At 45.8% G+C, this 25650-nt stretch carries 23 protein-coding genes, 1 pseudogene and 1 riboswitch; all 24 genes and pseudogenes read left to right on the forward strand.

Annotation, left to right across the window (positions count from 1 at the left end; genetic code table 11):
• The first annotated feature begins 184 nt into the window (after positions 1-184).
• Positions 185-1540: a citrate transporter gene (locus ABXS75_07480; GenBank protein XCP86626.1), complete on the forward strand. Its 1356-nt coding sequence runs from the start codon at positions 185-187 to the stop codon at positions 1538-1540.
• A 25-nt stretch (positions 1541-1565) separates the two neighbouring features.
• Positions 1566-3695, forward strand: a complete 2130-nt coding sequence (locus ABXS75_07485; GenBank protein ID XCP86627.1) for a hydantoinase/oxoprolinase family protein — start codon at positions 1566-1568, stop codon at positions 3693-3695.
• A gap of 37 nt (positions 3696-3732) precedes the next feature.
• Complete coding sequence (locus ABXS75_07490; protein XCP86628.1) at positions 3733-4128, forward strand: hypothetical protein; 396 nt, start codon at positions 3733-3735, stop codon at positions 4126-4128.
• Positions 4129-4262: 134 nt separating this feature from the next.
• On the forward strand, positions 4263-4415 hold the full coding sequence (locus ABXS75_07495; GenBank protein XCP86629.1) for a hypothetical protein: 153 nt from the start codon (positions 4263-4265) through the stop codon (positions 4413-4415).
• The gene (locus tag ABXS75_07500; GenBank protein XCP86630.1) at positions 4409-4870 is read left to right on the forward strand and encodes a YhcH/YjgK/YiaL family protein; all 462 of its coding nucleotides are present in this window, start codon (positions 4409-4411) and stop codon (positions 4868-4870) included. Before ABXS75_07495 ends, ABXS75_07500 begins: the two co-directional genes overlap by 7 nt.
• A gap of 120 nt (positions 4871-4990) precedes the next feature.
• On the forward strand, positions 4991-5971 hold the full coding sequence (locus tag ABXS75_07505; protein ID XCP86631.1) for a LacI family DNA-binding transcriptional regulator: 981 nt from the start codon (positions 4991-4993) through the stop codon (positions 5969-5971).
• Positions 5972-5993: 22 nt separating this feature from the next.
• Positions 5994-6932: a sugar kinase gene (locus ABXS75_07510; GenBank protein ID XCP86632.1), complete on the forward strand. Its 939-nt coding sequence runs from the start codon at positions 5994-5996 to the stop codon at positions 6930-6932.
• Positions 6933-7559 carry an orotidine 5'-phosphate decarboxylase / HUMPS family protein gene (locus tag ABXS75_07515; protein ID XCP86633.1) on the forward strand — a complete coding sequence of 209 codons (627 nt, stop codon included), beginning with the start codon at positions 6933-6935 and terminating at the stop codon, positions 7557-7559.
• Positions 7560-7564: 5 nt separating this feature from the next.
• Positions 7565-8107 carry a 6-phospho-3-hexuloisomerase gene (hxlB, locus tag ABXS75_07520; GenBank protein XCP86634.1) on the forward strand — a complete coding sequence of 181 codons (543 nt, stop codon included), beginning with the start codon at positions 7565-7567 and terminating at the stop codon, positions 8105-8107.
• A 12-nt stretch (positions 8108-8119) separates the two neighbouring features.
• The gene (locus ABXS75_07525; protein ID XCP86635.1) at positions 8120-8773 is read left to right on the forward strand and encodes a bifunctional 4-hydroxy-2-oxoglutarate aldolase/2-dehydro-3-deoxy-phosphogluconate aldolase; all 654 of its coding nucleotides are present in this window, start codon (positions 8120-8122) and stop codon (positions 8771-8773) included.
• Positions 8774-8987: 214 nt separating this feature from the next.
• Positions 8988-9116: riboswitch (glycine riboswitch) on the forward strand.
• A 106-nt stretch (positions 9117-9222) separates the two neighbouring features.
• Positions 9223-10470, forward strand: a complete 1248-nt coding sequence (glyA, locus tag ABXS75_07530) for a serine hydroxymethyltransferase (protein XCP86636.1) — start codon at positions 9223-9225, stop codon at positions 10468-10470.
• A 21-nt stretch (positions 10471-10491) separates the two neighbouring features.
• Positions 10492-11580, forward strand: coding sequence for a glycine cleavage system aminomethyltransferase GcvT (gene gcvT / locus ABXS75_07535; protein XCP86637.1), 1089 nt, complete (start codon positions 10492-10494; stop codon positions 11578-11580).
• 157 nt (positions 11581-11737) lie between these two features.
• Positions 11738-12121 carry a glycine cleavage system protein GcvH gene (gene gcvH / locus ABXS75_07540; protein ID XCP86638.1) on the forward strand — a complete coding sequence of 128 codons (384 nt, stop codon included), beginning with the start codon at positions 11738-11740 and terminating at the stop codon, positions 12119-12121.
• A gap of 17 nt (positions 12122-12138) precedes the next feature.
• A pseudogene (gene gcvPA / locus ABXS75_07545) lies at positions 12139-13450 on the forward strand (aminomethyl-transferring glycine dehydrogenase subunit GcvPA).
• A gap of 3 nt (positions 13451-13453) precedes the next feature.
• Entirely contained in the window at positions 13454-14884 is a 1431-nt protein-coding gene (gene gcvPB, locus ABXS75_07550; protein ID XCP86639.1) for an aminomethyl-transferring glycine dehydrogenase subunit GcvPB, read from the forward strand.
• A gap of 17 nt (positions 14885-14901) precedes the next feature.
• Entirely contained in the window at positions 14902-15900 is a 999-nt protein-coding gene (locus ABXS75_07555; protein ID XCP86640.1) for a lipoate--protein ligase, read from the forward strand.
• Between the two features lie 10 nt (positions 15901-15910).
• Complete coding sequence (lpdA, locus tag ABXS75_07560) at positions 15911-17317, forward strand: dihydrolipoyl dehydrogenase (GenBank protein XCP86641.1); 1407 nt, start codon at positions 15911-15913, stop codon at positions 17315-17317.
• 138 nt (positions 17318-17455) lie between these two features.
• A complete protein-coding gene (locus ABXS75_07565) occupies positions 17456-18757 on the forward strand; it encodes a folylpolyglutamate synthase/dihydrofolate synthase family protein (protein XCP86642.1) in 1302 nt (433 codons plus the stop codon).
• A gap of 97 nt (positions 18758-18854) precedes the next feature.
• On the forward strand, positions 18855-19412 hold the full coding sequence (gene folE, locus ABXS75_07570) for a GTP cyclohydrolase I FolE (protein XCP86643.1): 558 nt from the start codon (positions 18855-18857) through the stop codon (positions 19410-19412).
• 34 nt (positions 19413-19446) lie between these two features.
• Positions 19447-19980 (forward strand): HD domain-containing protein, encoded by a 534-nt coding sequence (locus ABXS75_07575; protein XCP86644.1) that lies wholly within the window; start codon positions 19447-19449, stop codon positions 19978-19980.
• Positions 19981-20090: 110 nt separating this feature from the next.
• On the forward strand, positions 20091-20900 hold the full coding sequence (folP, locus tag ABXS75_07580; protein ID XCP86645.1) for a dihydropteroate synthase: 810 nt from the start codon (positions 20091-20093) through the stop codon (positions 20898-20900).
• A gap of 87 nt (positions 20901-20987) precedes the next feature.
• Positions 20988-21803: a 2-amino-4-hydroxy-6-hydroxymethyldihydropteridine diphosphokinase gene (folK, locus tag ABXS75_07585; protein ID XCP87106.1), complete on the forward strand. Its 816-nt coding sequence runs from the start codon at positions 20988-20990 to the stop codon at positions 21801-21803.
• A gap of 173 nt (positions 21804-21976) precedes the next feature.
• The gene (locus tag ABXS75_07590) at positions 21977-23374 is read left to right on the forward strand and encodes an aminopeptidase (GenBank protein XCP86646.1); all 1398 of its coding nucleotides are present in this window, start codon (positions 21977-21979) and stop codon (positions 23372-23374) included.
• Positions 23375-23941: 567 nt separating this feature from the next.
• Positions 23942-25504 (forward strand): ATP-binding cassette domain-containing protein, encoded by a 1563-nt coding sequence (locus tag ABXS75_07595; protein ID XCP86647.1) that lies wholly within the window; start codon positions 23942-23944, stop codon positions 25502-25504.
• Positions 25505-25650: the final 146 nt, after the last annotated feature.

The raw sequence follows: 25650 nt of genomic DNA on the forward strand, positions 1-25650 counted from the left end.
TCATATAATTCGCTAAAAATACAATTTGTGCAAGAAAAAAGTTCACAAATTTGAGAAACGAAATTTGTGCAATATATCAGAAATAGTAAAAAAATCCAAAAAACAATTGACATTTAGCCCAAAAAAACTATAATCAAAAATATGAAAGCGCTTGCAGAAAAAATAAAAATTAAGGAGGTCTATTATGGAATATGTAATAGGAATTTTGTTACTGGTTTCTTTCTGTGGCTTGGTTGTATATGCCGTGCGAGGTGGAAATCTTATGCTTGGAATTTTTGTGATGGCTATTATCTGGACGGTGCTCCCGATGCTCGGTAATATGTTTGTTACAAATCCAGAATTTATAGCAGCAAATCGGGAGGCAGTTAGTGTCACATGGACAGAGGCACTTCAGAAGGTATTTCAGAGCGGCCCGGAAGGCTGGGGTTCGGTGCTTGTCAATGTGGTATTCGGTGCATGGTTTGGAAGAGTTTTGATGAATACGGGAATTGCTTCCACACTGATTCGTACAACAACAGAGCTTGGCGGAGACAAGCCGGCAATTACATGTATTTTGCTTTGCGTAGTAACAACGGCATGTTTCTCGTCTATTTTCGGAGCCGGAGCAGTTGTGGCGATTGGAGTTATTGTACTTCCGATTTTTATGTCGCTGGGTATTCCGAAGGTAGTAGCAACGTGTTCCTTCATGCTGAGTGTTGGAGCAGGAATGTTTGTAAATCCAGTTCTCTACGGACAGTATTCTGCATTCTTCTTAGGAGAAGACGGAAAGACATTATATCCGTATGAGCAGCATGTATCCTGGGGAATATACGCACTGGCTATTCAAGTTGTTGTCGTTATTATTATGATTCTGGTCATGACAAGACAGAAAAAGGTACATAGCTGGGCGGCTACTGCACCAGTATCAAAGAAAAGCCGGCGTGGAGATAATGCACCGGGAATTGCCTTAATTGCACCGATCATTCCGGTTGTACTTCTTATTGTATTCAAGGTTCCGATTATTTTAGGGTTCATTATCGGAAGTTTCTACGCACTGTTTACTTGTAGAAAGATTAAGGGGTGGGCACAGACTTGCCGTATGATTAATAAAGATTTCTTTGATGGTGTTGTAGATACGGCTCCTCTGGTTGGATTTTTGTTAATGCTTCCCATGTTTAATAAAGCAGCAGAGCTTTGTGTTCCTTACTTTAATGCATTGCTTGGAGGGATTATTCCGAATAATACGCTGGTCATCAGCATTGTATTTGCAGTGTTGGCACCGATTGGAATGTTCCGTGGACCATTTACACTGTTTGGCTGTGGTGCAGCAACACTTGGTATCTTAAAAGGTATTGGATTTGCAACATCTTATCTTGCACCACTTATTATTATCCCGAGTACCGTTATGAACGTATCCTGCTGCATTACACAGTCCTGGATCGTATGGGGTGTAAATTATACAAAAGTATCTACAAAAGAATATTTGAAGATCAGTACGGCTGTTGGTTGGATCATCTGTGTGATTCTCCAGGTTATGGTATATTTTATGTTCGGGCAATAAGTAGTCTGCGATGGAGGAAAAGAGAATGAGTGATAGAAAAGTAAGAATGGGAATTGATGTCGGCGGTACGCACACGAAAGCAGTTGCTATCGACAATGCAACACAGCAGATTATCGGGAAATCTTCTGTAAAAACAACACATGATGATAAATATGGTGTGGCAACAGGTGTTGTGCAGGCATTTAAGAACTGCCTAAAAGAGAATCATATTGATCCGGAGGATGTTATCTTTGTGGCTCATAGTACAACTCAGGCTACCAATGCATTGATTGAAGGAGATGTGGCAAAGGTTGGAGTGATCGGAAGCTCTTTGGGTGGCTTAGAAGGTGTTTTGGCGAAAGCTCAGACGAAGCTTAAAGATATTGATTTGGGATCCGGAAGAAAGATCAGCATTTGTAATGCATTTATTAAAGAAAAGGATATGAATCATGATTCTATAAAAAAAGCAGCAGAAAAGTTAAAAGCAGAAGGAGCTCAGGTATTTGTTGCATCAGAAGCCTTTGGAGTAGATGATATGTCAAGTGAGAAGGCAATCTATGATGTAACAAAGGGCGAGATGGGTATGGAGACAAGTATTGCATCTGAAATTACTAAATTATATGGCCTCACGAGAAGAACGAGAACTGCGGCAATTAATGCGAGTATCCTGCCTAAAATGCTCAACACTGCTAATTCTACGGAAGAAAGTGTGCGTTCCGCAGGAGTTAAAGTTCCGCTTATGATTATGCGCGGTGATGGCGGCGTTATGGAAATTAATGAGATGAAAAAACGTCCGGTATTAACAATGCTATCGGGACCGGCAGCTTCGGTTATGGGGTCTCTTATGTATCTAAGAGCTTCTAATGGAGTCTACTTTGAAGTAGGAGGAACGACGACCAATATTGGAGTTATTAAAAATGGACGACCGGCGATCGATTATTCTATCGTGGGAGGGCACAGAACGTATATTACATCTTTAGATGTGCGTGTCCTTGGAGTAGCGGGCGGAAGTATGATTCGTTTATCGAAGAATGGAGTTACAGATGTGGGTCCTCGCTCTGCACATATTGCAGGACTTGACTATGCAGTATTTACTCCGGAGGAGGAGATCGTTGATCCGCAACTTGAGTTATTCTCACCAAAAGAAGGTGATCCTGCAGATTATGTGGCAATCAGGTTAAAGAGTGGTAAGAGAATTACAATTACCAATTCATGTGCGGCAAATGTCCTTGGACTTGTAAAACCAGAGCATTTCTCTTATGGTAATGCAAATGCGGCAAGAAAGGCAATGAAACCAATTGCTGATTATCTTGGAGTTGCAGTGGAAGAGGTTGCAACGCAGATTCTTACAAGAGCGTACGAGAAAATCAGCCCGGTTATCCTGGAACTGGCAGAAAAATATAAATTAGAGCATGATCAGATTTCTTTGGTCGGTGTCGGCGGAGGCGCAACCTCTCTGATCGGTTTCTGCGCGCAGAAGATGAACATTAATTACAGTGTTCCTGAGAATGCGGAGGTTATTTCCTCCATCGGCGTGGCACTTGCTATGGTAAGAGATGTTGTAGAACGTGTTGTTCCGAATCCAACACCGGAAGATATCAGAAGCATTAAGCGGGAAGCAATTGATAAGGCAGTAGAAAGCGGGGCTTCTCCGGATACAGTGGAAGTGCATATTGAGATTGACCCGCAGACTTCAAAGCTCACTGCGATCGCGCTTGGTTCCACAGAAGTAAAGACTGCAGAGTTGATGTCTGAGTGCAGTGAAGAAGAAGCAAAAGAATTGGCGGCGGCAGATTTGAGAAGAGATAAAAAAGAGATTGAACTTGTATGTCAGATTCCGAATTTTTATGTATATCAGGCAAAGGAAAAAGACAGAAATCCGCTTCGTATTTTAGATAAAAAGGGATTTATTAAAGTACAGCGTACAGATGGAACAGCAGTTATAACAAAAGTTGCCTCCTATAGGAGTGTAGTGTCAAGATTATGGGAGGAACTGGCGATTTACAAAGCGGATGCAATCTTAAGACCTGATTATTATGTGTGTGCTGGCGCTAGAGTAATGGATTTTAACGGCTCTGGTGAGTTGGAACAAATACTTATGCTTATGGATGTAGAGATGCAGTCTATTGATCCGAACGAAGAAGTAGTCATTGTAGGTGCAAAGAGTCAGATATAAAACAGACAGATTGAAATTGTCCTGTCAGGAGGTATTTATGGAATATTCAATGAAAGAAATGATTCATACATTGATGAAACTCAATGAGATACAGTGGGGCGGGTACGCATTTTATCATGAACCTCTGGAGAGAAAATTTACGGCAGAACAGAAAAAAGAATATATCTGCCGTGCAAATAGATGCGGCAAGGTGGAGGCAGAAAAACTCCGGGAGGAATATGCGGGATATTCCGTAGGTGAAATGGCAAAGGCTCTTGGGTTTGACGTAAATACTCCTGACTTTCCTACGGGAGGGGGACATGTGGTATTCGCTCAGTATGTGGAGCCTGGAGAGATTACTATATTCAGAGACTGTATAGAAAAGGCTGAGATACTGATAAAGGAAGAAGGGCTGGAACATTTTTTAAAGAGATCAGTCTTGAAGATGTTCTGATCGCTCATGAGCTGTTTCACGGGATTGAGTATAAGAACAGAAAGCAGATTTATACCCAGATAGAAAAAGTAGAACTATGGAGAAGACCATTTTCTAATAAATCAAAAATATTGTGCTTAAGTGAGATGGCAGCGATGGCATTTGCAAAAGAATTGCTGGGAATGAGCTTTTCGCCGTATGTACTGGATGTGCTTCTGATGTATGGCTATCATGCAGAGGCGGCACAGGCTTTATACGAAGAAATATTAGAAGCAGCAGGTATAAGGGAAAGGGGAAAAGAATGCTAACAGAAAGAAAGGATCAGCAAAGGACATATGATTATCTTGCACCCAAATTTCAAACGGCACTGACATTTCTGAGAGAGACAGATTTTTCGAAAATCTCTGAAGGGAAAATAGAAATTGACGGTGAGAATATCTTTGCTGAAATACAGGAATACACGACAAAACCACAAGAAGAATGCAGGTTTGAGTCGCACAGGAAATATTTTGATATTCAGTATATGGCAGAAGGGGAAGAATATTTTGGTTATATACCGGTAAAGGAACTTAAAGAGGATACGGGGTATGATGAGGAACGTGATCTTGAGTTCTATCAGATGCCAGAAATAAATGGCAGAATTCATTTGAAAAAAGGTGACTATGCGATTGTATCACCGGATGATGGACATCGGCCAAGATGTATCGGAACAGCGCCATGTAAAGTAAAAAAAATTGTGGTAAAGGTAAAAGTTGATTTATAGCTCAATTACATAAAAAGGACTCTTTTTAAATACCGTGCACCCTTTGAAATGATTGAAAATAATTGAAAATTTGTGTATGATAGTGACAAAGAAAACATGTACAATAGGGGACGGTAAATTATGAATATATATGATGTGGCAAAAGAAGCAGGCGTGTCAATTACCACTGTATCAAGAATGATCAATAATAAAGGTTATGTGAGCGAGAAAACAAGGAAAAAGATTCAGGATGTATTGGATAAGAATGAATATCAGCCGAGTGCTATTGCCAGAGGACTTGCTACAGGTTCCATGAAAACAGTGGCAATTGTTGTTGTGGACGTAAGAGTTCCGCATTATGCATTGACTTCCTATATTATGGAACAGCAGCTTTCTGAACTTGGGTATATGGTCTTAGTATGCAATACAGGAGAGGATAAAGAAGAATGCAGAAAATATCTGCATATATTGGCAGAACGAAAGGTAGATGGCATTATTCTGGTGGGATCGGTGTTTAACCGACTGTGTGATGACGATACCTTGAATCTTTTAGAGGATATTCCGATTGTGATGGCTAATGGGAAAATTGATCGTCCTAATATTTATTCGGTGTTTGTAGACGAAGCTTACGGCATAGAGCTGGCGGTGCATCATATGTATGAAAGAGGACGCAAGAAAATTGCTTATGTGATAGATAAAGATACTGAGTCAGCCGAGAGGAAGCGGGAAGGGTTTTTAAGGGAGATGAAAAAACTTGGATATAACACCCCGGAAAAGGATGTGTATCAGACACCGTACGGGCTGGAAGGAGGAGCAAAGGTCGCAGAAATATTAAGGGAAAAAGGGTATGATGCGGCTGTGTTCGGAGAGGACCTTACAGCTGTAGGCGCTATGAATGCATGGAGAAGGATGGGAATAAGAATTCCAGAAGAGATGGCACTGTCAGGATGTAATAATTCTGAGTATTCTTATATCTGTAATCCACTTCTTACGACTGTAAATAATAAGGGAGAAGTATTGAGCAAACTTACAGTTCAGCTTCTCCGGGATGTAGTATTAAAGAAGAAAGAGCTGGCAACTTTGGTTGTGCTTCCCGAACTTGTTGTGAGGGAGACGACCTGACCTTACCGGAAAGGGAAGGATTATGTCAGAAGTGATTTTATTTGGAGAGCCAATGGCGATGTTTGTAGCAAAGACGCCAGGAGCGCTTCACGAAGTAGAGGAATTTACAAGACTTCTTGCAGGAGCAGAAGTGAATGTAGCAATTGGACTTACAAGGCTGGGACATAGCGTGTCCTATGTTACAAAATTAGGATATGATCCATTTGGGACTTATATTGAGAATAAACTGAAAGAAGAGGGAATTTTTGCACAGGTTACAAAAGATAAGAATCATTTTACAGGATATCAGTTAAAGAATAAGGTGTCCGAGGGAGATCCGGAAGTGTTTTATTTCCGCAAGAATAGCGCCGCTTCCTGCCTGTCTGAGGAAGATGTTGAAAAAGTAGATTTGGAAGGAGCGAAGGTACTGCATGTTACGGGGATACCGCCGGCTTTATCAAAAAGCACTAGGAGAGCCACATACCGCTTGATTGAGCGTGCAAGAAGGCATGGGATGTTAATAAGCTTTGATCCGAACCTTCGTCCGTCTTTGTGGGAGAGCAGGGAAGAGATGATTGAGGTGATTAATGATATAGCTTCTAAGGCAGATATTGTTCTTCCGGGAACTGGGGAAGGCCTGGTGCTTATGGGAAGTGAGGAGCCAGAGAAAATTGCACAGTACTACCGTGAGAATGGAGCAAAAACTGTGATTGTTAAAGCGGGTGAAAAAGGAGCATATGTTTCATCAGAAGAAAAATGTGGCTATTATGAAGGATATAAGGTAGAAACGGTGGTAGATACTGTTGGAGCCGGAGATGGATTTGCAGTAGGTGTACTGAGTGCATATTTGGAAAACATGACAATTGAGCAGATGGTGGACCGCGGAAATGCAATTGGTTCTATCCAGGTCTCTGTAGCAAGTGATAATGAAGGGCTTCCCACAAAGGAAGAGCTTGAGCGTTACATGAAGGAGGCGAGATAGATGAGACTTCAGGCAGCGATTGACAGAGTGAGCGCGGAACGTGCGGATGAACTTATTGATCTGATAGATGGATATGCAGATATTATTGAAGTCGGGACCTCCCTTATTAAGGATTTTGGATTAGAAGGAAGTGTAAGGTATTTAAAGAAAAAGCACCCGGAGCAGTGTATTCTTGCAGACCTGAAAACATGTGATGAGGGAGAGTATGAATTTCGCAAAGCATATGAAGAAGGGGCGGATATTCCGACTGTTATGGGATTTTCTTCTATCCCGACATTAAAAGCATGTCAGAAAGTGGCAGCAGAATATAAAAAAGAATATATGATTGACCTCCTTGAAATTTCCGATGAGAAACTTAAGCAATTAAAAGAAGGATTTCCAGAGGCGATTTTTTGTGTACATCTTCCATCAGATAATGGGGGAGAGGGTCTGAAAGAGTTGACCGCGCATATGTGCGGTCAGCTAAAAGGAATTCAGAAAATTGCGGTTGCGGGCGGCATTACATTGGATACGGTAGAGATTATGAAATGTGCAGGTGTAGATATTGTTATTGTCGGCGGAGCGATAAATAAAGCGAAAGACATTCAGGAAGCGGCAAAAGCATTTGCTGATGCAATTAGGAGGTAAATGATATGGTTGATGTGTTACAGACCATTATGGGAGAAATCCATGATGTTATTGATAAAGTTAGTGAAGAAGAATTACAGAAAGTAATCGGAAAACTGGAGAAGACGAAGAGAATATTTGTGGCAGGAGAGGGTCGGTCCGGTTTTAGTGCAAAAGGATTTGCGATGCGGCTTATGCATCTTGGTTATACAGTATTTGTGGTTGGCGAGACGATTACACCCGCAGTTTCCGAAGGGGATATATTTATTGGTGTATCCGGTTCTGGTAAGAGCGCAAATGTTGTGAATGATACAAAAAAGGCTGCAGAAAAAGGTTGTACGGTTATTGCAGTTACAAGCAAACCGGAATCGCCGCTGGCACAGCTTGCCGGGACAGTGCTTGTAATTCCGGGAACAGTAAAAGGTGATACGGGAGATGAAAGAGGTTCTGTGCAGCTTTTAAGTTCTCTTTTTGATCAGAGTCTTCATATTACGCTTGATGCAGTGTGCTTATTGATCAGTTACCGGGATAATACGGCAAATGAGACAGCTACAAAGGCGCATTGGTAGGAGGCAGGGGATATGGAGAAGATGATAGAAAAGCTTCGCAGGTTGAGAATAATACCAGTTGTGAAGCTGGATGATGCCGAGGCTGCTGTACCTTTGGCAAAGGCGCTTACAGAAGGCGGACTGGCTTGTGCAGAGGTAACATTTAGGACGAACGCTGCTGTGGAGTCCATACGCAAAATGAAAAAAGCTTGCCCGCAGATGCTTGTAGGAGCGGGAACAGTGCTAAGTTTTGCACAAGTAGATGCTGCGATAGAGGTGGGAGCTGAGTTTATCGTAAGTCCCGGTCTCAATCCAAAAACAGTGCGCTATTGTCAGAAAAAGAATATACCGATTTTTCCGGGAGTTGCAACTGCCAGTGAGATTGAGCAGGCATTGGAGTTAGGCCTTGATGTTGTGAAGTTCTTTCCGGCAGAGCCAAATGGAGGAATAAAAGCAGTGAAAGCATTAGCGGCACCTTATACGATGATGCAATTCATACCGACAGGTGGTATTAGTCCGGAAAATGTCAAGGAATATTTGGAGTTTGACAGAATTATAGCCTGTGGAGGTACATGGATGGTGAAGGAAAGTCTTGTAAAAGCAGGCAAATTTGATGAGATAAAAACTTTAACCCAGAATGTCGTCCGATTGTGCAGATTATATTCCGAAAATCAAGACAAAATTTGATTCTGTTGCAAAACACATATAGATAAAATGAATAAGCATGACATTTTATTCAAAATAATTTCCCGGGTTGACATTTGGTTGTGCAATTTATATAATACAATCAATAGTTGTATGAAGAACCTGTGAGATACCACCATATTGTACAAGGGGTACAATACGCAAGGATGGAGCCGAAGGGGCAGCGCAAAAACTCTCAGGCAAAAGGAACAGGTTTTGACAACACTCTGGAGAACAATATGATTGCATCGTGAAGAGCAATGGCATTGTACCGAAGAAGTAATCCATCTGGCGAGGCGCGCAGCCAGTTGGGTAATCTTTCAGGTAAAAGGACAGAGGCAGATAAAAGAACTTTTTTGAAAAGGTTTCTTTTGTCTGCTTTTTTTCGTCCCTGTTAAAAAAATGTCTATCAGGGCGTAAAAAAGCAAGAATATTGACGAGGAGGAAAACAGATGAATAAGATTACAGATGTAATGGACTACATCAGGGACTATGACTTGGAGGTGGGAGAAGCTCTTTACCTGGAACTGAATCGCCAGAGAAGAAATCTGGAGTTGATCGCATCGGAAAATATTGTAAGCCCGGCAGTGATGCTGGCGATGGGAACGGTGCCGACGAACAAATACGCCGAGGGATATCCGGCAAAACGATACTATGGAGGCTGCGAAAACGTAGATATTGTGGAAAATCTTGCAATCGAACGTGCGAAGAAATTGTTTGGCTGCGATCATGTGTGTGTGCAGCCGCATTCCGGAGCGAATGCGAATACAGCGGTTTACCAGGCTTTCCTGAAACCGGGAGATACGGTGATGGGCCTTAACCTGGCTCACGGCGGACATCTGACTCACGGCTCACCGGTGAACCTGTCAGGAATTCTCTACCATTTTGTACCTTACAATGTAAATGATGAAGGTTTTCTTGATTATGATGAGATTCGGAAGATCGCAAAGGAATGTAAGCCGAAGATGATTGTTGCAGGAGCATCTGCTTACCCGCGGGGAATCCGGTTTGATATCTTTGCAGATATTGCAAAAGAGGTGGGTGCGTACTTGTTCGTGGATATGGCGCATATTGCAGGACTTGTGGCAGCAGGACTTCATCAGAGTCCGGTTCCCTACGCAGATGTAGTGACGACGACGACCCACAAGACTCTGCGCGGACCGAGAGGCGGCATGATTTTATGTAAGGAAGAGCACGCAAAGGCAATCAATAAAGCCATTTTCCCGGGTACCCAGGGAGGCCCGCTGATGCACGTGATCGCGGCTAAGGCAGTCTGCTTTGGGGAGGCGCTGAAGCCGGAATTCAAAGCATATCAGCAGCAGGTTCTGAACAATGCAAAAGCGCTGGCGGAAGCTATGGTAGAGGAAGGCTTTAAACTGGTAAGCGGTGGTACGGATAATCACCTGATGCTAGTCGATCTTCAGAACATGAACATCACCGGAAAAGAGTTGCAGAACCGCTTGGATGAGGTGTACATCACGGTAAATAAGAATGCGGTGCCGAATGATCCGGCAAGTCCGTTCGTGACCAGCGGTATCCGGATTGGAACTCCGGCTGTTACTACCCGCGGATTAAAAGAAGAAGATATGCGCACGATCGCAAAACTGATCAAGATGACGGTAACGGATTTTGATACGAAGGCAGATGAGATCCGCGCAGCAGTAAATGATATTTGTGAAAAATATCCCTTATATGAATAAAAAAAGAAGGAGGAGAGGATCATGGAACTTAAGACACCACTTTACGATGCCCACGTACAGGCAGGAGGCAAGATCGTACCCTTTGCAGGATATCTTCTGCCGGTGCAGTACCAGACAGGCGTGATCAAAGAGCATATGGCAGTTCGCACCCAGGCAGGACTTTTTGATGTGTCCCACATGGGAGAAGTACTCTGCGAGGGCAAGGATGCCCTGGCGAATTTGCAGATGCTGCTTACTAATGATTTTACGAATATGGTGGACGGACAGGCAAGATACAGCCCGATGTGCAACGAAAAGGGCGGAACTGTAGATGACCTGATCGTCTATAAAAAATCCGATGACCATTATTTCATCGTAGTCAATGCTGCAAATAAGGATAAAGATTATCAGTGGATGCTGGACCATCAGTTTGGCGAAGTGATCTTTACCGATGTCTCTGACCAGTATGCGCAGATCGCTCTTCAGGGACCGAAAGCGATGGAAATCCTGAAAAAGCTGACCTCCGAAGAGAATATACCGAAAAAATACTATCATGCAGTATTTGACAGTGAGGCTGCCGGGATCCCCTGTATCATTTCCAAGACCGGATATACTGGAGAGGACGGCGTTGAACTCTATCTGGCAAGTGAGAATGCCCGGAAGATGTGGGATGCACTTCTTGAGGCAGGAAAAGAAGAGGGGCTGATTCCCTGTGGACTCGGAGCAAGAGATACCCTGCGTATGGAGGCAGCGATGCCGCTCTATGGACACGAGATGGATGACGAGGTATCACCGCTTGAGACCGGACTTGGATTCGCAGTTAAGATGGCAAAAGAAGATTTTATAGGAAAAGCAGCAATCGAAGAAAAGAAACCGAATAACAGAAAACGTGTCGGACTCAAGGTTACGGGAAGAGGAATTATTCGCGAACATCAGGATGTATATGCAGATGGGCAGCTTATTGGCCACACCACATCGGGAACCCATTGCCCGTATCTGGGATATCCGATCGCTATGGCCCTCGTCGATGCAGGACATGCCGAGGTGGGAATGAAGGTCGAAGCAGATGTCCGCGGACGCCGAGTGGAAGCGGAAATCGTGGCACTTCCGTTTTATAAGAGAAGCAAGTAGAAAGTGATTTTATAGCGGTGGATTTAAAGACCCTATAAGAGAAGCAAGCGGAAAAAGATTTCATATGGAGATATGGCCGGAAAGGATTTGCTTTGACAGAGAAAAGAAAATCCTGGTCAGTCATTAAGAGCAAATAAGGAAAAGGAGAACAAAGATCATGGAATTAAGAGAAGAATTAAAATACGCAAAATCACACGAGTGGGTAAAAGAAGAGGGAGAAGAGTGTACCATCGGACTTACCGATTATGCGCAGTCTGAGCTGGGAGAGCTTGTATTCGTAAATCTGCCGGAGGTAGGAGACGAAGTAACTGCAGGGGAAGTGTTTGGCGATGTAGAGTCCGTAAAAGCGGTTTCCGACATTTATTCACCGGTCACAGGTGTAGTAAGCGAGATTAACGAGGAACTCCTTGACGAGCCGGGCCTGATCAATGAACAGCCTTATGACGCATGGCTCATCAAAGTGAAGGACGTGACTGAGAAAGAAGAATTGTTATCTATAGAAGAATATGAAGCGTTTGTGGAGAGTGAGAAAAATAAATAGAAAGGCGGTGGACTGTTATGGGAAGCTATGTTCCAAATACAGTAGAAGAACGTCAGGAGATGCTTATGGAGATGGGATTTTCCTCCATTGAGGATCTGTTCGTAAATATTCCGGCCGAAATGCGGCTTACGGACGGTCTTCAGATTCCGGAAGGCATGTCCGAGCTGGAGGTGCGCCGGAAAGTGGAAAAAATCGCCGGCAAAAACAAGGTGTTCGACAGTGTATTTTGCGGCGCGGGAGCATACCGGCACTATATCCCCTCCATTGTAAAAAGTGTGATTTCAAAGGAAAATTTGCTGACAGCCTATACGCCGTACCAGGCAGAGATCAGCCAGGGAATCCTGCAGTCTATCTTTGAGTATCAGACGATGATCTGCGATCTGACGGGAATGGACGTTTCTAATGCGTCCGTATATGATGGGGCGGAAGCTCGGAGCCGAAGGAATCGCTATGTGCCAGGATAGAAAACGTAAAAAAGCGTTGATTTCAGCGACAGCGATGCCGCAGGTGGTGGAGACCGTTAAGACCTATTGCTATGGAAATGGAATGGAACTTGAGATCATACCGGAGAAAAATGGTCTTACGGATGTAGAATACCTGAAAGAACATATCGATGCAGGAACTGCATGTGTTTATATCCAGCACCCGAATTACTACGGAAACCTGGAGGAAGCAAAGAAGATTGGGGAAATCGTACATGCCGCAGGAGCAAAATATATCATGGGCGTCAATCCAATCTCTCTGGGCGTACTTAAAACACCGCGGGAATACGGCGCGGACGTGGCGGTAGGAGACGGCCAGCCGCTTGGACTTCCGATGGCTTTTGGAGGTCCGTATCTTGGATTTATGGCCAGCACGCAGGAAATGATGAGAAAACTTCCGGGAAGAATCGTGGGACAGACCACAGACCACAACGGAAAGACCGGTTATGTGCTGACCCTGCAGGCAAGAGAGCAGCATATCCGAAGAGAGAAGGCGTCCAGCAATATTTGCTCGAACCAGGCACTCTGCGCTCTGGCGGTAGGCGTATATTTGGCAGCCATGGGAAATGAAGGGCTTCGCGATGCGGCAATGCAGTGTACATCCAAAGCGCATTATCTGGCAGAGGAGCTTGCAAAGATCGGGTATAGCACAGAGAATCAGGGTGCATTTTTCCATGAATTCGTGACCGTATCAGATACTTCTTCTGAGAAGGTGTTAAAAGCATTGGAAGAAAAAGGAATCCTGGGAGGATATCCGCTTGATGAGAGAAGAATTCTGTGGTGCTGTACAGAGATGAATACAAAAGAAGAGATGGACGAGGTAGTCCGGATCTTAAAGGAGGTGTAGTGCATGTTAATATTTGAAAAGAGCAGGCCGGGACGCGGATGCAGCACACTTCCGAAGTGTGACGTTGCTGTGGTACTGCCCGGTGACAAGGATAAACGGGAATTAAAATTACATATGCCGGAACTTTCTGAGATAGAGCTTGGCAGGCATTACACGGAACTTGCCAAGAAATCACATGGTGTCAATGACGGCTTCTATCCGCTTGGTTCTTGTACCATGAAATATAATCCCCGGATCAATGAGGAGATGGCAGCGCTCAAAGGTTTTACGGATATTCATCCGCTTCAGCCGGAGCATACGGTGCAGGGCTGCCTGGAAGTGCTTAAGACCTTAAAGGAATATCTGTGCGAGATTACCGGTATGGACAGTATGACCTTTCAGCCGGCGGCAGGTGCGCACGGAGAGTTTACAGGCCTTCTTCTGATCAAGGCTTACCACGAGAGCAAAGGCGACCATGGACGTACGAAGATTCTCGTGCCGGACTCCGCACATGGAACGAATCCGGCCAGCGCGGCGATGGCAGGCTATAAGGTCGTCAGCATTCCGTCCAATGAAAATGGCGGCGTAGATTTGGAGAAATTAAGAGCTCGAACCGGCGATGATGTGGCAGGACTTATGCTGACCAATCCGAATACGATCGGATTATTTGATGAAAATATTCTGGAAATTACCAATATTGTACATGAGTGCGGCGGGCTTTGCTACTATGACGGAGCAAACTTAAATGCGATCATGGGCGAGGTGCGTCCGGGAGATATGGGCTTCGATGTGATTCATCTGAACCTGCATAAGACCTTCTCCACCCCGCATGGAGGCGGCGGTCCGGGAAGCGGTCCTGTGGGCTGCAAGAAGATACTTGCAGACTTCCTGCCATCTTACCAGGTAGAGGGAGAAGAAACTTTAAAATTAACTAAAGCAGAAAAAAGTATCGGAGAAATGAAGAGCTTCTATGGAAATTTCCTGGTAGTCGTGCGTGCACTGGCTTATGTCATGACTCTGGGAAAAGAAGGTATTCCGGAGGCGAGCCAGAATGCGGTGCTGAATGCAAATTATATGATGTATAAGCTGAAAGACATTTACCATATGGCGTATGACAGGACCTGCATGCATGAATTTGTCATGAGTCTTTCTGAACTTAAGAAGGAGACCGGAATTTCTGCCATGGATATTGCGAAAGGTCTTCTGGATCACGGAATTCATCCACCTACAATGTACTTCCCGCTGATTGTGGACGAAGCGCTCATGGTAGAGCCGACAGAGACGGAGTCCAGAGAAACGCTGGATATGGCGGTTCAGGTGTTCAAAGAGCTTTACGAAACAGCTAAAAAGGATGCGGAAAGTCTGCATAATGCTCCGGTGACCACACCGCTCACCAGGCTGGACGAGGTCGGTGCGGCGCGCCACCCGGTACTTCGGTATGTGTTTGAGGAGTAAAGCTGAAGGAGGCGGCTATGGTAGAAAAGATTACTTATATAGAAAGTATGCAGCCAAATCCATATAGAAATCTTGCAGTGGAGGAATATTTATTCCTCCACTGTGAGGATACGGAGTGTATTTTGTACCTGTGGCAGAATCAGAATACAATCGTGATCGGGCGGAATCAAAATGCCTGGAAGGAATGTCTGGTCAGCAGTCTGGAGGCGGACGGCGGCCATCTGGCAAGAAGACTGTCCGGAGGCGGTGCAGTTTACCATGACCTCGGTAATTTGAACTTTACTTTTTTGGTAAGTAAAGAGAATTATGATCTTGAAAAACAGTTGGAAGTCATTAAAAGAGCGGTGCAAAAGCTGGGGGGCAACGCAGAAAAATCCGGAAGGAATGATATCCTCATTGACGGACGGAAGTTTTCGGGCAATGCTTTTTATGAACATGGAACTCACTGCTATCATCACGGGACGCTTATGGTAGATGTGGATATTGAGAATTTGTCGAAATATTTGACAGTCTCCAAAGAAAAATTAAAATCCAAGGGCGTGGATTCTGTGAAATCCAGAGTCGCAAATTTAAAAGAGTATATTCCGAATCTTACGATTGAAGCATTAAAAGCAGCACTACGGGCAGCTTTTGAAGAGGTATATGGCCTGAAGGCAGGGGAACTTAGGGTCTCTGCTCTGAAAATGGAGGAAGTGGAAGAAAGCGAGAAACGTTTTTCTTCCTGGAAATGGCTCTATGGAAGAAAATTGGATTTTCAGCATGAGCTTTCCTATCGTTTTCCCTGGGGACAGCTCACACTGCAGTTCATGGTGGAAGAAGGGAAGGTGGCGGACGTGAATGTGTATTCCGATTCACTGAAACCGGAGCTTATGGGAGAATTGCCGAAATACTTAAAAGGAATCCGTTATCACAATAAAAGTCTGGCTGTAGAACTTGGATTATATTGGTCTGAGGATCAGGATCAAATGCGGATGATGAATGATATCGTAGAATGGATTCGGTCAGTGGAACTATAAGGAGACAAAGATGGAAAATAGATATGATTTAACGATAATCGGTGCGGGACCGGGAGGTTACGTAGCAGCGATCAAGGCGGCAAAGCTGGGGATGAAGACCGCGCTGATCGAGGACAGAAGAGTAGGCGGGACCTGTTTGAACCGAGGTTGTATTCCGGCTAAGGCGATGATTCATGCCTCTTCCTTATATCGGGAAATGCTGGAGGGCGGTCGGTTTGGAATTTTTGCAGACGATGTACAGTATGATTATGAAAAAATTCTGGCCTACAAGGAGGGCACGACGGAGAAGTTGGTACAGGGGATAGAGCAGCTCCTGAAATCCAACGGAGTCACATTGATTGAAGGAAAGGGAATGCTCCTTGGCTGCGGGAAGGTGAGAGTAGCAGCAGGGGAAGAAGAATTGCTGATTGAAGCGGAGAAGGTGATTCTGGCGGCAGGGTCCAAACCGCTGGTTCTTCCGATTCCTGGAATGGACCTGCCCTGTGTACTTACAAGTGACGAGCTTTTCCAGCTGCGTGATGTACCGGAAAGTCTGGTAGTGATCGGCGGCGGTGTGATCAGCGTGGAATTTGCGACCGTATTTTCTGCGCTGGGCTGCAAGGTGACTATTCTGGAGGCAATGCCGAGATTGGTACCCAATATGGATAAAGAGATTTCCCAGAATCTGAAATTAATCTTGAAAAAGCGGGGGATTGACATTCATACTTCGGCGACGGTTCAGATGGTGGAAGCGGAAGAAGGCGGCTGCATCTGCCGTTTTATCGAGAAAGAAAAGGAAGAAGCGGTCAGCGCGCAGTATGTTCTCTGTGCGGTGGGACGCTGTCCGAATACGGATGGACTGTTTGCCGATGACGTCTCTTTGCAGACGGAGCGTGGGCGCGTGATCGTAGATGAGCATTTCCGTACAAGCATGGAAGGAGTCTATGCGATCGGAGATCTGATTCCGGGAGCGCAGCTCGCTCATACGGCATGTGCCCAGGGAATCGCCCTCGTAGAGGAGCTGGCAGGAAAAGAAGTTTCCGTTGATCTTAAGGCGGTTCCGGGATGCGTGTACACTGATCCTGAGATCGCGTCGGTGGGACTTACGGAAGAGGGAACTAAGGAGCAGGGAATCCCAGTAAAGGTTGGAAAATTTATTATGAGTGCCAACGGAAAATCTCTGATCACGCAGGAAGAGCGTGGATTTATCAAGGTGATCGCAGACGAAGAGACCGGGGTGATTCTGGGTGCGCAGATGATGTGTGCAAGAGCTACGGATATGATAGGGGAATTTGTGACTGCTGTGGCCAACAAGATGACGGTTTCCCAGCTTTTAAAGGGAATGAGAGCACATCCCACTTATAATGAAGGAATCGGCGAGGCATTGGAAGAACTGGAAGGCGGAGCGATTCATGTGGCTCCGAAGAAGAGACGTTAGATTCAGGTGTGAGATAAAAATGTTTTTCCTCTTTTTTATTTGAGGAATATGTGTTAGAATGGAAAAATCAGATCAGGGCGTATCCGGAGGTTACGATTTGCGCCGGATACGCCTGATTTTTTGGAAGGAAATTACATAATGTTATACGAAGAAGCAAGGGTATATTTGGATGATGCATCGAAATACGGAAGTGTACTTGGCTTAGACAGTATAAAGAGCTTATTAGGTGAGCTTGGGAATCCGCAAAACGATTTGAAATTTATACATATAGCAGGTACCAACGGAAAGGGTTCGATTCTTGCCTGTCTCTCGTCCATACTAAGCGAGGCAGGATACCGGGTGGGACGATATAGTTCCCCCACGGTCATGGGGTATCTGGAACGGTTTCAGATCGACGGCAAATGGATGGCGGAGGACGAGCTCGCTTTTTTTGTGGAGAAGATAAAAGAAGCCGTAGATCGGATGAAGGAGAAAAATCTTCCGTCCCCGACGGTTTTTGAGATAGAGACGGCGATTGCATTTTGCTATTTTAAAAAGGAAAAATGCGATTATGTGGTACTGGAGACCGGAATGGGCGGGGAACTGGATGCCACGAATATTGTGTCCGGCACGAAGGTCTGCGTGTTTTCATCGATTAGCATGGACCATGTGGGGGTGCTGGGAAATTCGCCTAAGGAGATCGCAAAAACAAAGGCCGGAATCATAAAGCCCGGAACGCGCGTAGTCACTGCACATCAGGTGGATGCAGTATGGGAGGTTTTAAGAGGGCGCGCTAAGGAGCTGGGATGTCCGATCTGCCGCACGATGCCGGAGCGCGCAGTGGTCGTAGAAGAGGGCCTTGGCGGGCAGCGGTTTTCCTATGGCGAGTATCAGGAGCTGACACTTCATCTGGCAGGGCGCTATCAGATTGAAAATGCAGTGGTCGTTCTGGAAACAGTGCAGGCGATGCGGGAATTGGGGGCAGAGATTCCTGAGAAGGCTGTGCGCGTAGGACTTCGGTCGGTCAGTTGGCCGGGAAGGTTCCAGATGGTCTGCGAAAAGCCGCAGATTATCATAGACGGTGCGCACAATGAAGATGCCATGCTAAGGCTCAGGGAAAATATAAAGGCCTATCTGCCGGGGAGAAAGATTACTGCGGTGTTGGGAATCTTTAAGGATAAGGATTATCCGAGGATGCTGGACATCATTGCGCCGTATCTTGCCCGGGCTTATGCGGTGAATCTGCCGAACCGGGAGAGGACACTTAAGAAGGAAGTGCTGGTACGTGAGCTGGAACGCAGGAAGGTTTCGGCAAAATCTGCAGAAAATATGCGCTTGGCAATAGAGGCGGCCGCAGACGAGCTGCGGGAGGAAAATGAGGTAATTCTGGTATTTGGATCTTTGTCGTATTTGGGAGAAGCATACCGGACAGCCGTGAGTATAAAAGATAGAGAGAAATAATTGCTGGGTGCATGGACAGAAAGGCAGATATAAGGCTATACATAGAAAAGATGGCAGGGGAGGCGTATTCCCCGCATGACGGAAAGGAAGTAGACCAATGGTAGATCATGGGAAAGTGGAGCAGGCGATACGTCTGTTATTGGAAGGAATCGGAGAAGATGTAGAAAGAGAGGGACTTCGGGAAACTCCGTCCCGGATTGCCAGAATGTATGAGGAAATCTGCGGGGGAATGGACGAGTCTGCGGGGGAGCATTTAAGAAAGACGTTTACGGCTGAGAATAATGAAATGGTCGTGGAAAAGGATATCACATTCTACTCGATGTGCGAGCATCACATGCTGCCGTTCTTTGGGAAGGTTCATATTGCGTATATTCCCGATGGAAAAGTGGTGGGCCTTAGTAAGCTGGCGAGGACGGTGGAGGTCTATGCCAGAAGACTGCAGCTCCAGGAGCAGATGACTGCCCAGATTGCGGACGCCCTGATGGAGCATTTGTGCCCGAAAGGGGTCATGGTCATGGTGGAGGCAGAGCACACTTGTATGACGATGCGCGGCGTGAAGAAGCCGGGGAGCAAGACGGTAAGTTTTGTGACCAGAGGTGTATTTGCAGAAGAAGAGAAATTGCAGGATCTGTTTTTTCATATGATCCGGGAATAGAGAAGATTTGCGGAAAGGACGGACTGAAAATAGCATGACAAATGAAGAAAAAAAGGAACAAACAGAGAACATGAGCCGGGTAAATCACATTCTCTTTCATCCTTATTACCAGGAATGTCTGGCGAAGAACCAAAAGGCGGAGGAGGGCAGGATTTTCTGCGGACATGATATGGTCCATTTCCTTAATGTGGCGCGGATTGCGTATATCTTTTCTATGGAACGGCAATCTGGGATTCCCAAAGAGTCTGTTTATGCTGCGGCCCTGCTTCATGATATTGGGAAGTGGCAGCAGTACGAATTTGGGATTCCACACGATAAAGCCAGTGCCCAGATTGCAGAACCAATTTTGAGCGAGGCTGGATTTGAGAGAAAGGAACGGGAAATGATTTGCGCGGTGATTCTCGGGCATCGCAGCGAAGGGGCATGTGAGCAGGTCCCGGGGGAGGCGAAAATGCTGGCGCAGATTCTGTACGATGCGGACAAGGCATCGCGGAGCTGCTTTTCCTGTGAGGCTAAGGCGGAATGCGACTGGGGACAGGAGAAGAAGAATTTGCAGCTTATGGTATGAGGTTGGCGGTCAGGCATACTTTGGGAAGGTGCAGGCTTTTACCGATGTGGTGGTGTGTCTGAGTGTGAAATATGTTGCAGCAATGAGGAGACAGAACAGGAGAGAGTTGTATGTTAAGAGTAGGAAACAGAGAATTTGATACGGACCACCATACCTATATTATGGGAATCTTGAATGTGACCCCGGATTCCTTTTCGGATGGTGGAAAATTTAATCATTATGATGCGGCCATGCGTCATGCAGGGGAACTGATCGATGGCGGGACGGACATTCTGGATATCGGCGGCGAATCTACCCGGCCCGGACACCAGCAGATCTCCGTGCAGGAAGAAATCGAACGGGTGGTGCCGGTCATCGAGGCAGTGAAGAAGAACTTTGACGTGCCGGTATCCATTGATACGTATAAAAGTGCGGTGGCCCGGGAGGCGCTGCGCGCAGGTGCGGATCTGGTAAATGATATCTGGGGATTTTTGTATGATGAGAACATGGCGGCACTGGTCAGGGAGTACGATGTGGCGTGTTGCCTGATGCATAACCGGAAGGAAGCGGTGTACGAGAATTTTCTGGAGGATATGTACCAGGATTTGGAGAAATGTATTCGGGCAGCGAAGAAGGCGGGGATCGAGGACAACAAGATCATGCTTGATCCGGGAGTGGGCTTTGGAAAGACTTATGAGATGAACCTTGATGTGATGAAGCATCTGGATTATTTTAACGGCTTAGGATATCCGATGCTACTTGGAACTTCAAGAAAATCGATGATCGGCCTGACACTGGGTCTTCCAGCAGATGAGCGGGAGGAAGGCACACTTGTGACAACGGTGATGGCAGTGCAGAGTGGCTATGGATTCGTTCGGGTGCATGACGCTGAAAAAAACCGGCGTGCCATTCAGATGACAGAAGCGATTTTGAAACGTTAAGATAGAATAGTAAAAGTGATTTGGCATAGCGTGTGAATAGAAAAACATAGAATTTGCCGGAATATGGGGGAGAAAAAGAGCATGAGTTTGGATAAGATAAAAGTCAAGAATCTGGAAGTATTTGCAAACCACGGAGTGTATCCGGAAGAAACAAAATTAGGACAAAAGTTTCTGATATCTTGCGTTTTGCATGTGGACACCAGAACGGCCGGGAAGACGGACAGTCTGGAAGAGTCTGTAAATTACGGGACCATTTCCCATCTGATCAAGGAGAAAATGGAGAAGGATACCTATCAGCTCATCGAAGCGGTGGCGGAGCATTTGGCGGAGGAAATCCTGCTTTTTGATGAGAAGATCAGGAAGGTCGACCTGGAAGTGAAAAAACCCTGGGCGCCGGTGGGACTGCCTCTTGAGACGGTGGCAGTGGAAGTGAGCCGGAGCTGGCATGTGGCGTATGTCGCGTTCGGGTCCAATATGGGAGAGAAAAGAGAGTATATTGAAAAAGCAATCGAGGGGATAAGGCATACCGAAAAATGCCGGGTGGAAAAGGTGTCATCGATTCTGGAAACGGAGCCCTATGGCGTGACGGAGCAGGACGTATTTTTAAATGGCGTGTTAAAACTGCAAACGCTTCTGACTCCGCAGGAATTGCTTGACAGGCTTCACGAACTGGAACAGGAGGCGGGCCGGAAAAGAGTGATACGCTGGGGACCGAGGACGCTGGATCTGGATATCGTGTTGTATGATGATCTCATTTTGGAAGAGGACGATCTTTGTATTCCGCATGTAGATATGCAGAACCGGGATTTCGTGCTGAGACCGATGGCGGAGATCGCGCCGTATAAGCGCCACCCGGTATATGGAAAGACGATGACGGAGATGCTGACAGAGCTTTTGAAATAATTGAGGGCAGGAGAGGAGTTATGGGGTAACAGATTAAGAATTTATTATGCATCTGTTAAAAACATTTTATGAAAAGTTTATGCCGGGAAGAATTGATTTACAAGGGGAAATTGAGTATACTAAAAACAGTGCGGTGTAGTACACCAAAAACTGGTAAAGGAGAGGAGACAGAGATGTCAGTAAAAAATGTATGGAACACCTATAGCGAGGCTGAACTCGCGGAACTTCATGAGATTAATGAAAAGTATAAAAAATGCCTGGATCTGGGGAAGACAGAGCGTGAGTGCGTGAAGGTTGCAGTGGAGATGGCAAAAGAGGCCGGATACCGCGATGTAAAAGAAGTGATCGCAGAGGGCAAGCCGCTGGAGAAAGGCGCAAAAGTATATGCGGTATGCATGGAGAAGATGATTGTTATGTTCCGCATGGGAGAAGAGCCGCTGTCCAGTGGTATGAATATTCTGGGCGCGCATATTGACTCCCCGCGTATCGATATTAAGCAGAACCCGCTTTATGAGAATGAAGGCTTCGCTTATCTGGATACCCATTACTATGGCGGAATCAAGAAATATCAGTGGGTAACGGGACCGCTTGCAATTCACGGCGTCGTTGCGAAACCGGACGGAACCATCGTGAATATCAGCATTGGTGAGAAAGAAGAGGATCCGGTTTTCGTTATCACCGACCTGTTAGTACATCTGGCAGCGGATCAGCTTAAGAAAGAGGCAAGCGTAGTGATCGAAGGCGAGAAACTGGACCTTCTGATCGGAAACTGCCCGCTGGAAGAAAGTGAAGAACTGAACAAAGATCAGAAAGAGGTACTGAAGGCCAATGTGCTGAAGATCCTGAAAGAATCTTACGGAATCGAGGAGGCTGATTTCACTTCTGCTGAGCTTGAGATCGTTCCGGCAGGAAAGGCAAGAGACCTTGGATTTGACCGCAGCATGATCCTTGCATATGGACAGGATGACAGAATCTGTGCATTTACCTCTCTGTTCGCTATGCTTGACGTAGAGGAGTCCAGACGGACAAGCTGCTGTATCCTGGTAGATAAAGAAGAGATCGGAAGCGTGGGAGCGACCGGTATGCATTCCCGTTTCTTTGAAAATATTGTAGCTGAGCTGGTAGCACTTAACGAGGGTGAGTCTGATCTGAAGGTTCGCCGTGCAATGGCAAATTCCTGCATGCTTTCTTCTGACGTTAGCGCAGGTTATGATCCGATGTTTGCTGAAGCATTTGAAAAACGCAGTGCTGCATTCCTGACCAAAGGTCTTTCCTTCAACAAATTCACGGGAAGCAGAGGAAAGAACGGCTCTAATGATGCCAATGCAGAATATCTCGGACGTCTGCGCAAGGTAATGGACGACGCAGGAGTTGCTTATCAGTTCGCTGAGCTTGGTAAGGTAGACGTCGGCGGCGGCGGAACAATCGCGTACATCATGGCGAACTACGGCATGGAAGTAATCGACAGCGGCGTGGCAGTTCTGAATATGCACGCTCCGTATGAAGTCAGCAGTAAGGCAGACGTATATGAGGCAGTAAAAGGATATCGCGCATTCCTGAAGAATATGTAAGATTGAAAGTAAATAATCTGGAAGAGGACAGGCTGAAAAATAGCCTGTTCTCTTCTTTACATATGTGGAGAGTTTTGGTATAGTAAAGGTGTTGTAAGATTTATAGAATCATATTGGAAATGAGGTGAAAGGATGTATACAGTTTCTTGTTAATGACAGGGGCAGCAAAATAAAGTTGTTTGAATTGGAGTAATCTATAGATGACGAACTCCTTTATTTTACTATGCCCGGGCAGGAAAGTGATACATTCTTTGGAAGATCCATATATCGTATCCGGTTTAAGATATCCCGAAGGGACCTGTGCATAGGTTTCTGCGTTTACCGCAGAAATGTGAGCGCTATAATCCCCCGGAGGGGCCACGATTCGAAGAATCATGGTATACTGCGCGAAAGGCGCAGCCGGTGTCGAGGTTGTGTGCTGCAGGAAGGTATTTCTTTTCTGCGGCATTTTTTTGCCAAGCATGCCTAAGTGAACGTTCATCGCGGTTGCCAAGCACGCCTAAGTGAACGTCCAGTGGACGTTCATCTCGGTTGTTAAGTACGTTTAAGTAAAGGAGGATATGAGATATGGCGCTGATTCATGTGATGGATTTAACATTTCGATATGATGGAAGCTATGAAAATATTTTTGAGCACACCAGTTTTCAGATAGACAGTGACTGGAGGCTGGGATTTATTGGGAGGAACGGTAAAGGGAAGACGACATTTTTGAAACTTTTGATGGGAGAATATGAGTGCAGCGGTACGATTTCCACGAATCTGGAATTTGAATATTTTCCCTATCCTGTGAAGAGGCAGGACGCGTTGACGCTGGAGGTGCTAAGTGAGATCTGTCCGTCGGCGGAGGATTGGGAGCTGATCAGGGAGTTGTCCCTCTTGAATGTGGATGCCGAAATCCTGTACCGGCCATATGAGACCTTGTCCAGCGGGGAGAAGACGAAGGCTATGATCACGGCAATGTTCCTGAAGGAAAATGCATTTCTTTTGATCGATGAGCCGACGAATCATCTGGATATGGAAGGAAGGGAACTGCTGGGTAGTTATTTGAAAAAGAAGAAAGGGTTCATCCTGGTTTCTCATGACAGGGCGTTCCTGGATTCCTGCATCGACCACGTGCTGTCGGTGAACAGGGCGGATATTGAGATTCAGAAAGGCAATTTCTCTACGTGGTGGGAGAACAGGCAGAGGAAGGATCAGTTTGAACTTGCCGAGCATACAAAGCTGAAAAAGGATATCGGCCGCCTGCAGGACGCTGCAAGGCGTGCCGGAGGCTGGGCAGCGAAGGTGGAAAAAACGAAGAAGGGGACGAGGATCGCCGGACTGAGACCCGACAGGGGTGCCATCGGGCATAAGTCGGCCAAGATGATGAAGCGGGCAAAGTCTCTTGAAAAACGCAGACAGGGAGAAATCGAGGAAAAATCAAAACTGCTTAAGAATCTGGAGGAGAGTGAAGAAATCCGGCTTGACGGGCTTACGTTTCATACGGACAAACTGGTGGATCTGAAGGACGTGACGGTCCGTTACGGGAGTCATAGTGTCTGTGAAAATGTCACTTTTACGATTTGCAGAGGCGAGCATGTGGTGCTGCACGGAAAGAACGGGAGCGGCAAATCCAGTATTTTAAAATTGATCTGCGGCGGGGGAGGAAGCCTGGGACTGCCGGAAGAAAAGGAGCCGGAAGCTGAGATGGCAAAGGCCCCGGCAAGCGAAGGCAGACGGTGTGATGTTCTTTCTTACCTGGGGAGTATCGAGCGCCATGACAAGCTGAAAATCTCCTATGTATGTCAGGATATCGCGGGGCTTGCAGGAAATTTATCAGATTACGCTGAAACGTATGCTATAGAGGAGAGCCTGTTCAAAGCATTTCTTCGCAAGCTGGGATTTTCGCGGGAGCAGTTTGACAAAAGGATAGAAGATTACAGTGACGGGCAGAAAAAGAAGGTGATGCTGGCGAGAAGCCTGTGTGAGAGGGCGCATCTTTATGTCTGGGACGAGCCGCTCAATTATGTGGACGTGATCTCCCGCATTCAGATTGAGGAAATGCTGTCAGGCAGTGATGCCGCTATGGTATTTGTGGAGCATGACAGGCGTTTTTGCGAGAGAGTGGCTACGAAGAGCGTATTTCTTTAGAGGGCGTGCCCGGCTGCTGAAGAAATGCAATCGCTAAAATCCCACGGAGGGCTCATGATTCAAAGCATTATGGTAAAAAAGTGCAGAAATATACGAAAATGGAAGGTTTGTCCAAAACCCCTTGACGAACTTTGATAAAACATTTA

It is taken from the genome of Roseburia hominis (assembly GCA_040702975.1).
In the GTDB taxonomy this organism is placed as follows: domain Bacteria; phylum Bacillota; class Clostridia; order Lachnospirales; family Lachnospiraceae; genus Allocoprococcus; species Allocoprococcus hominis_A.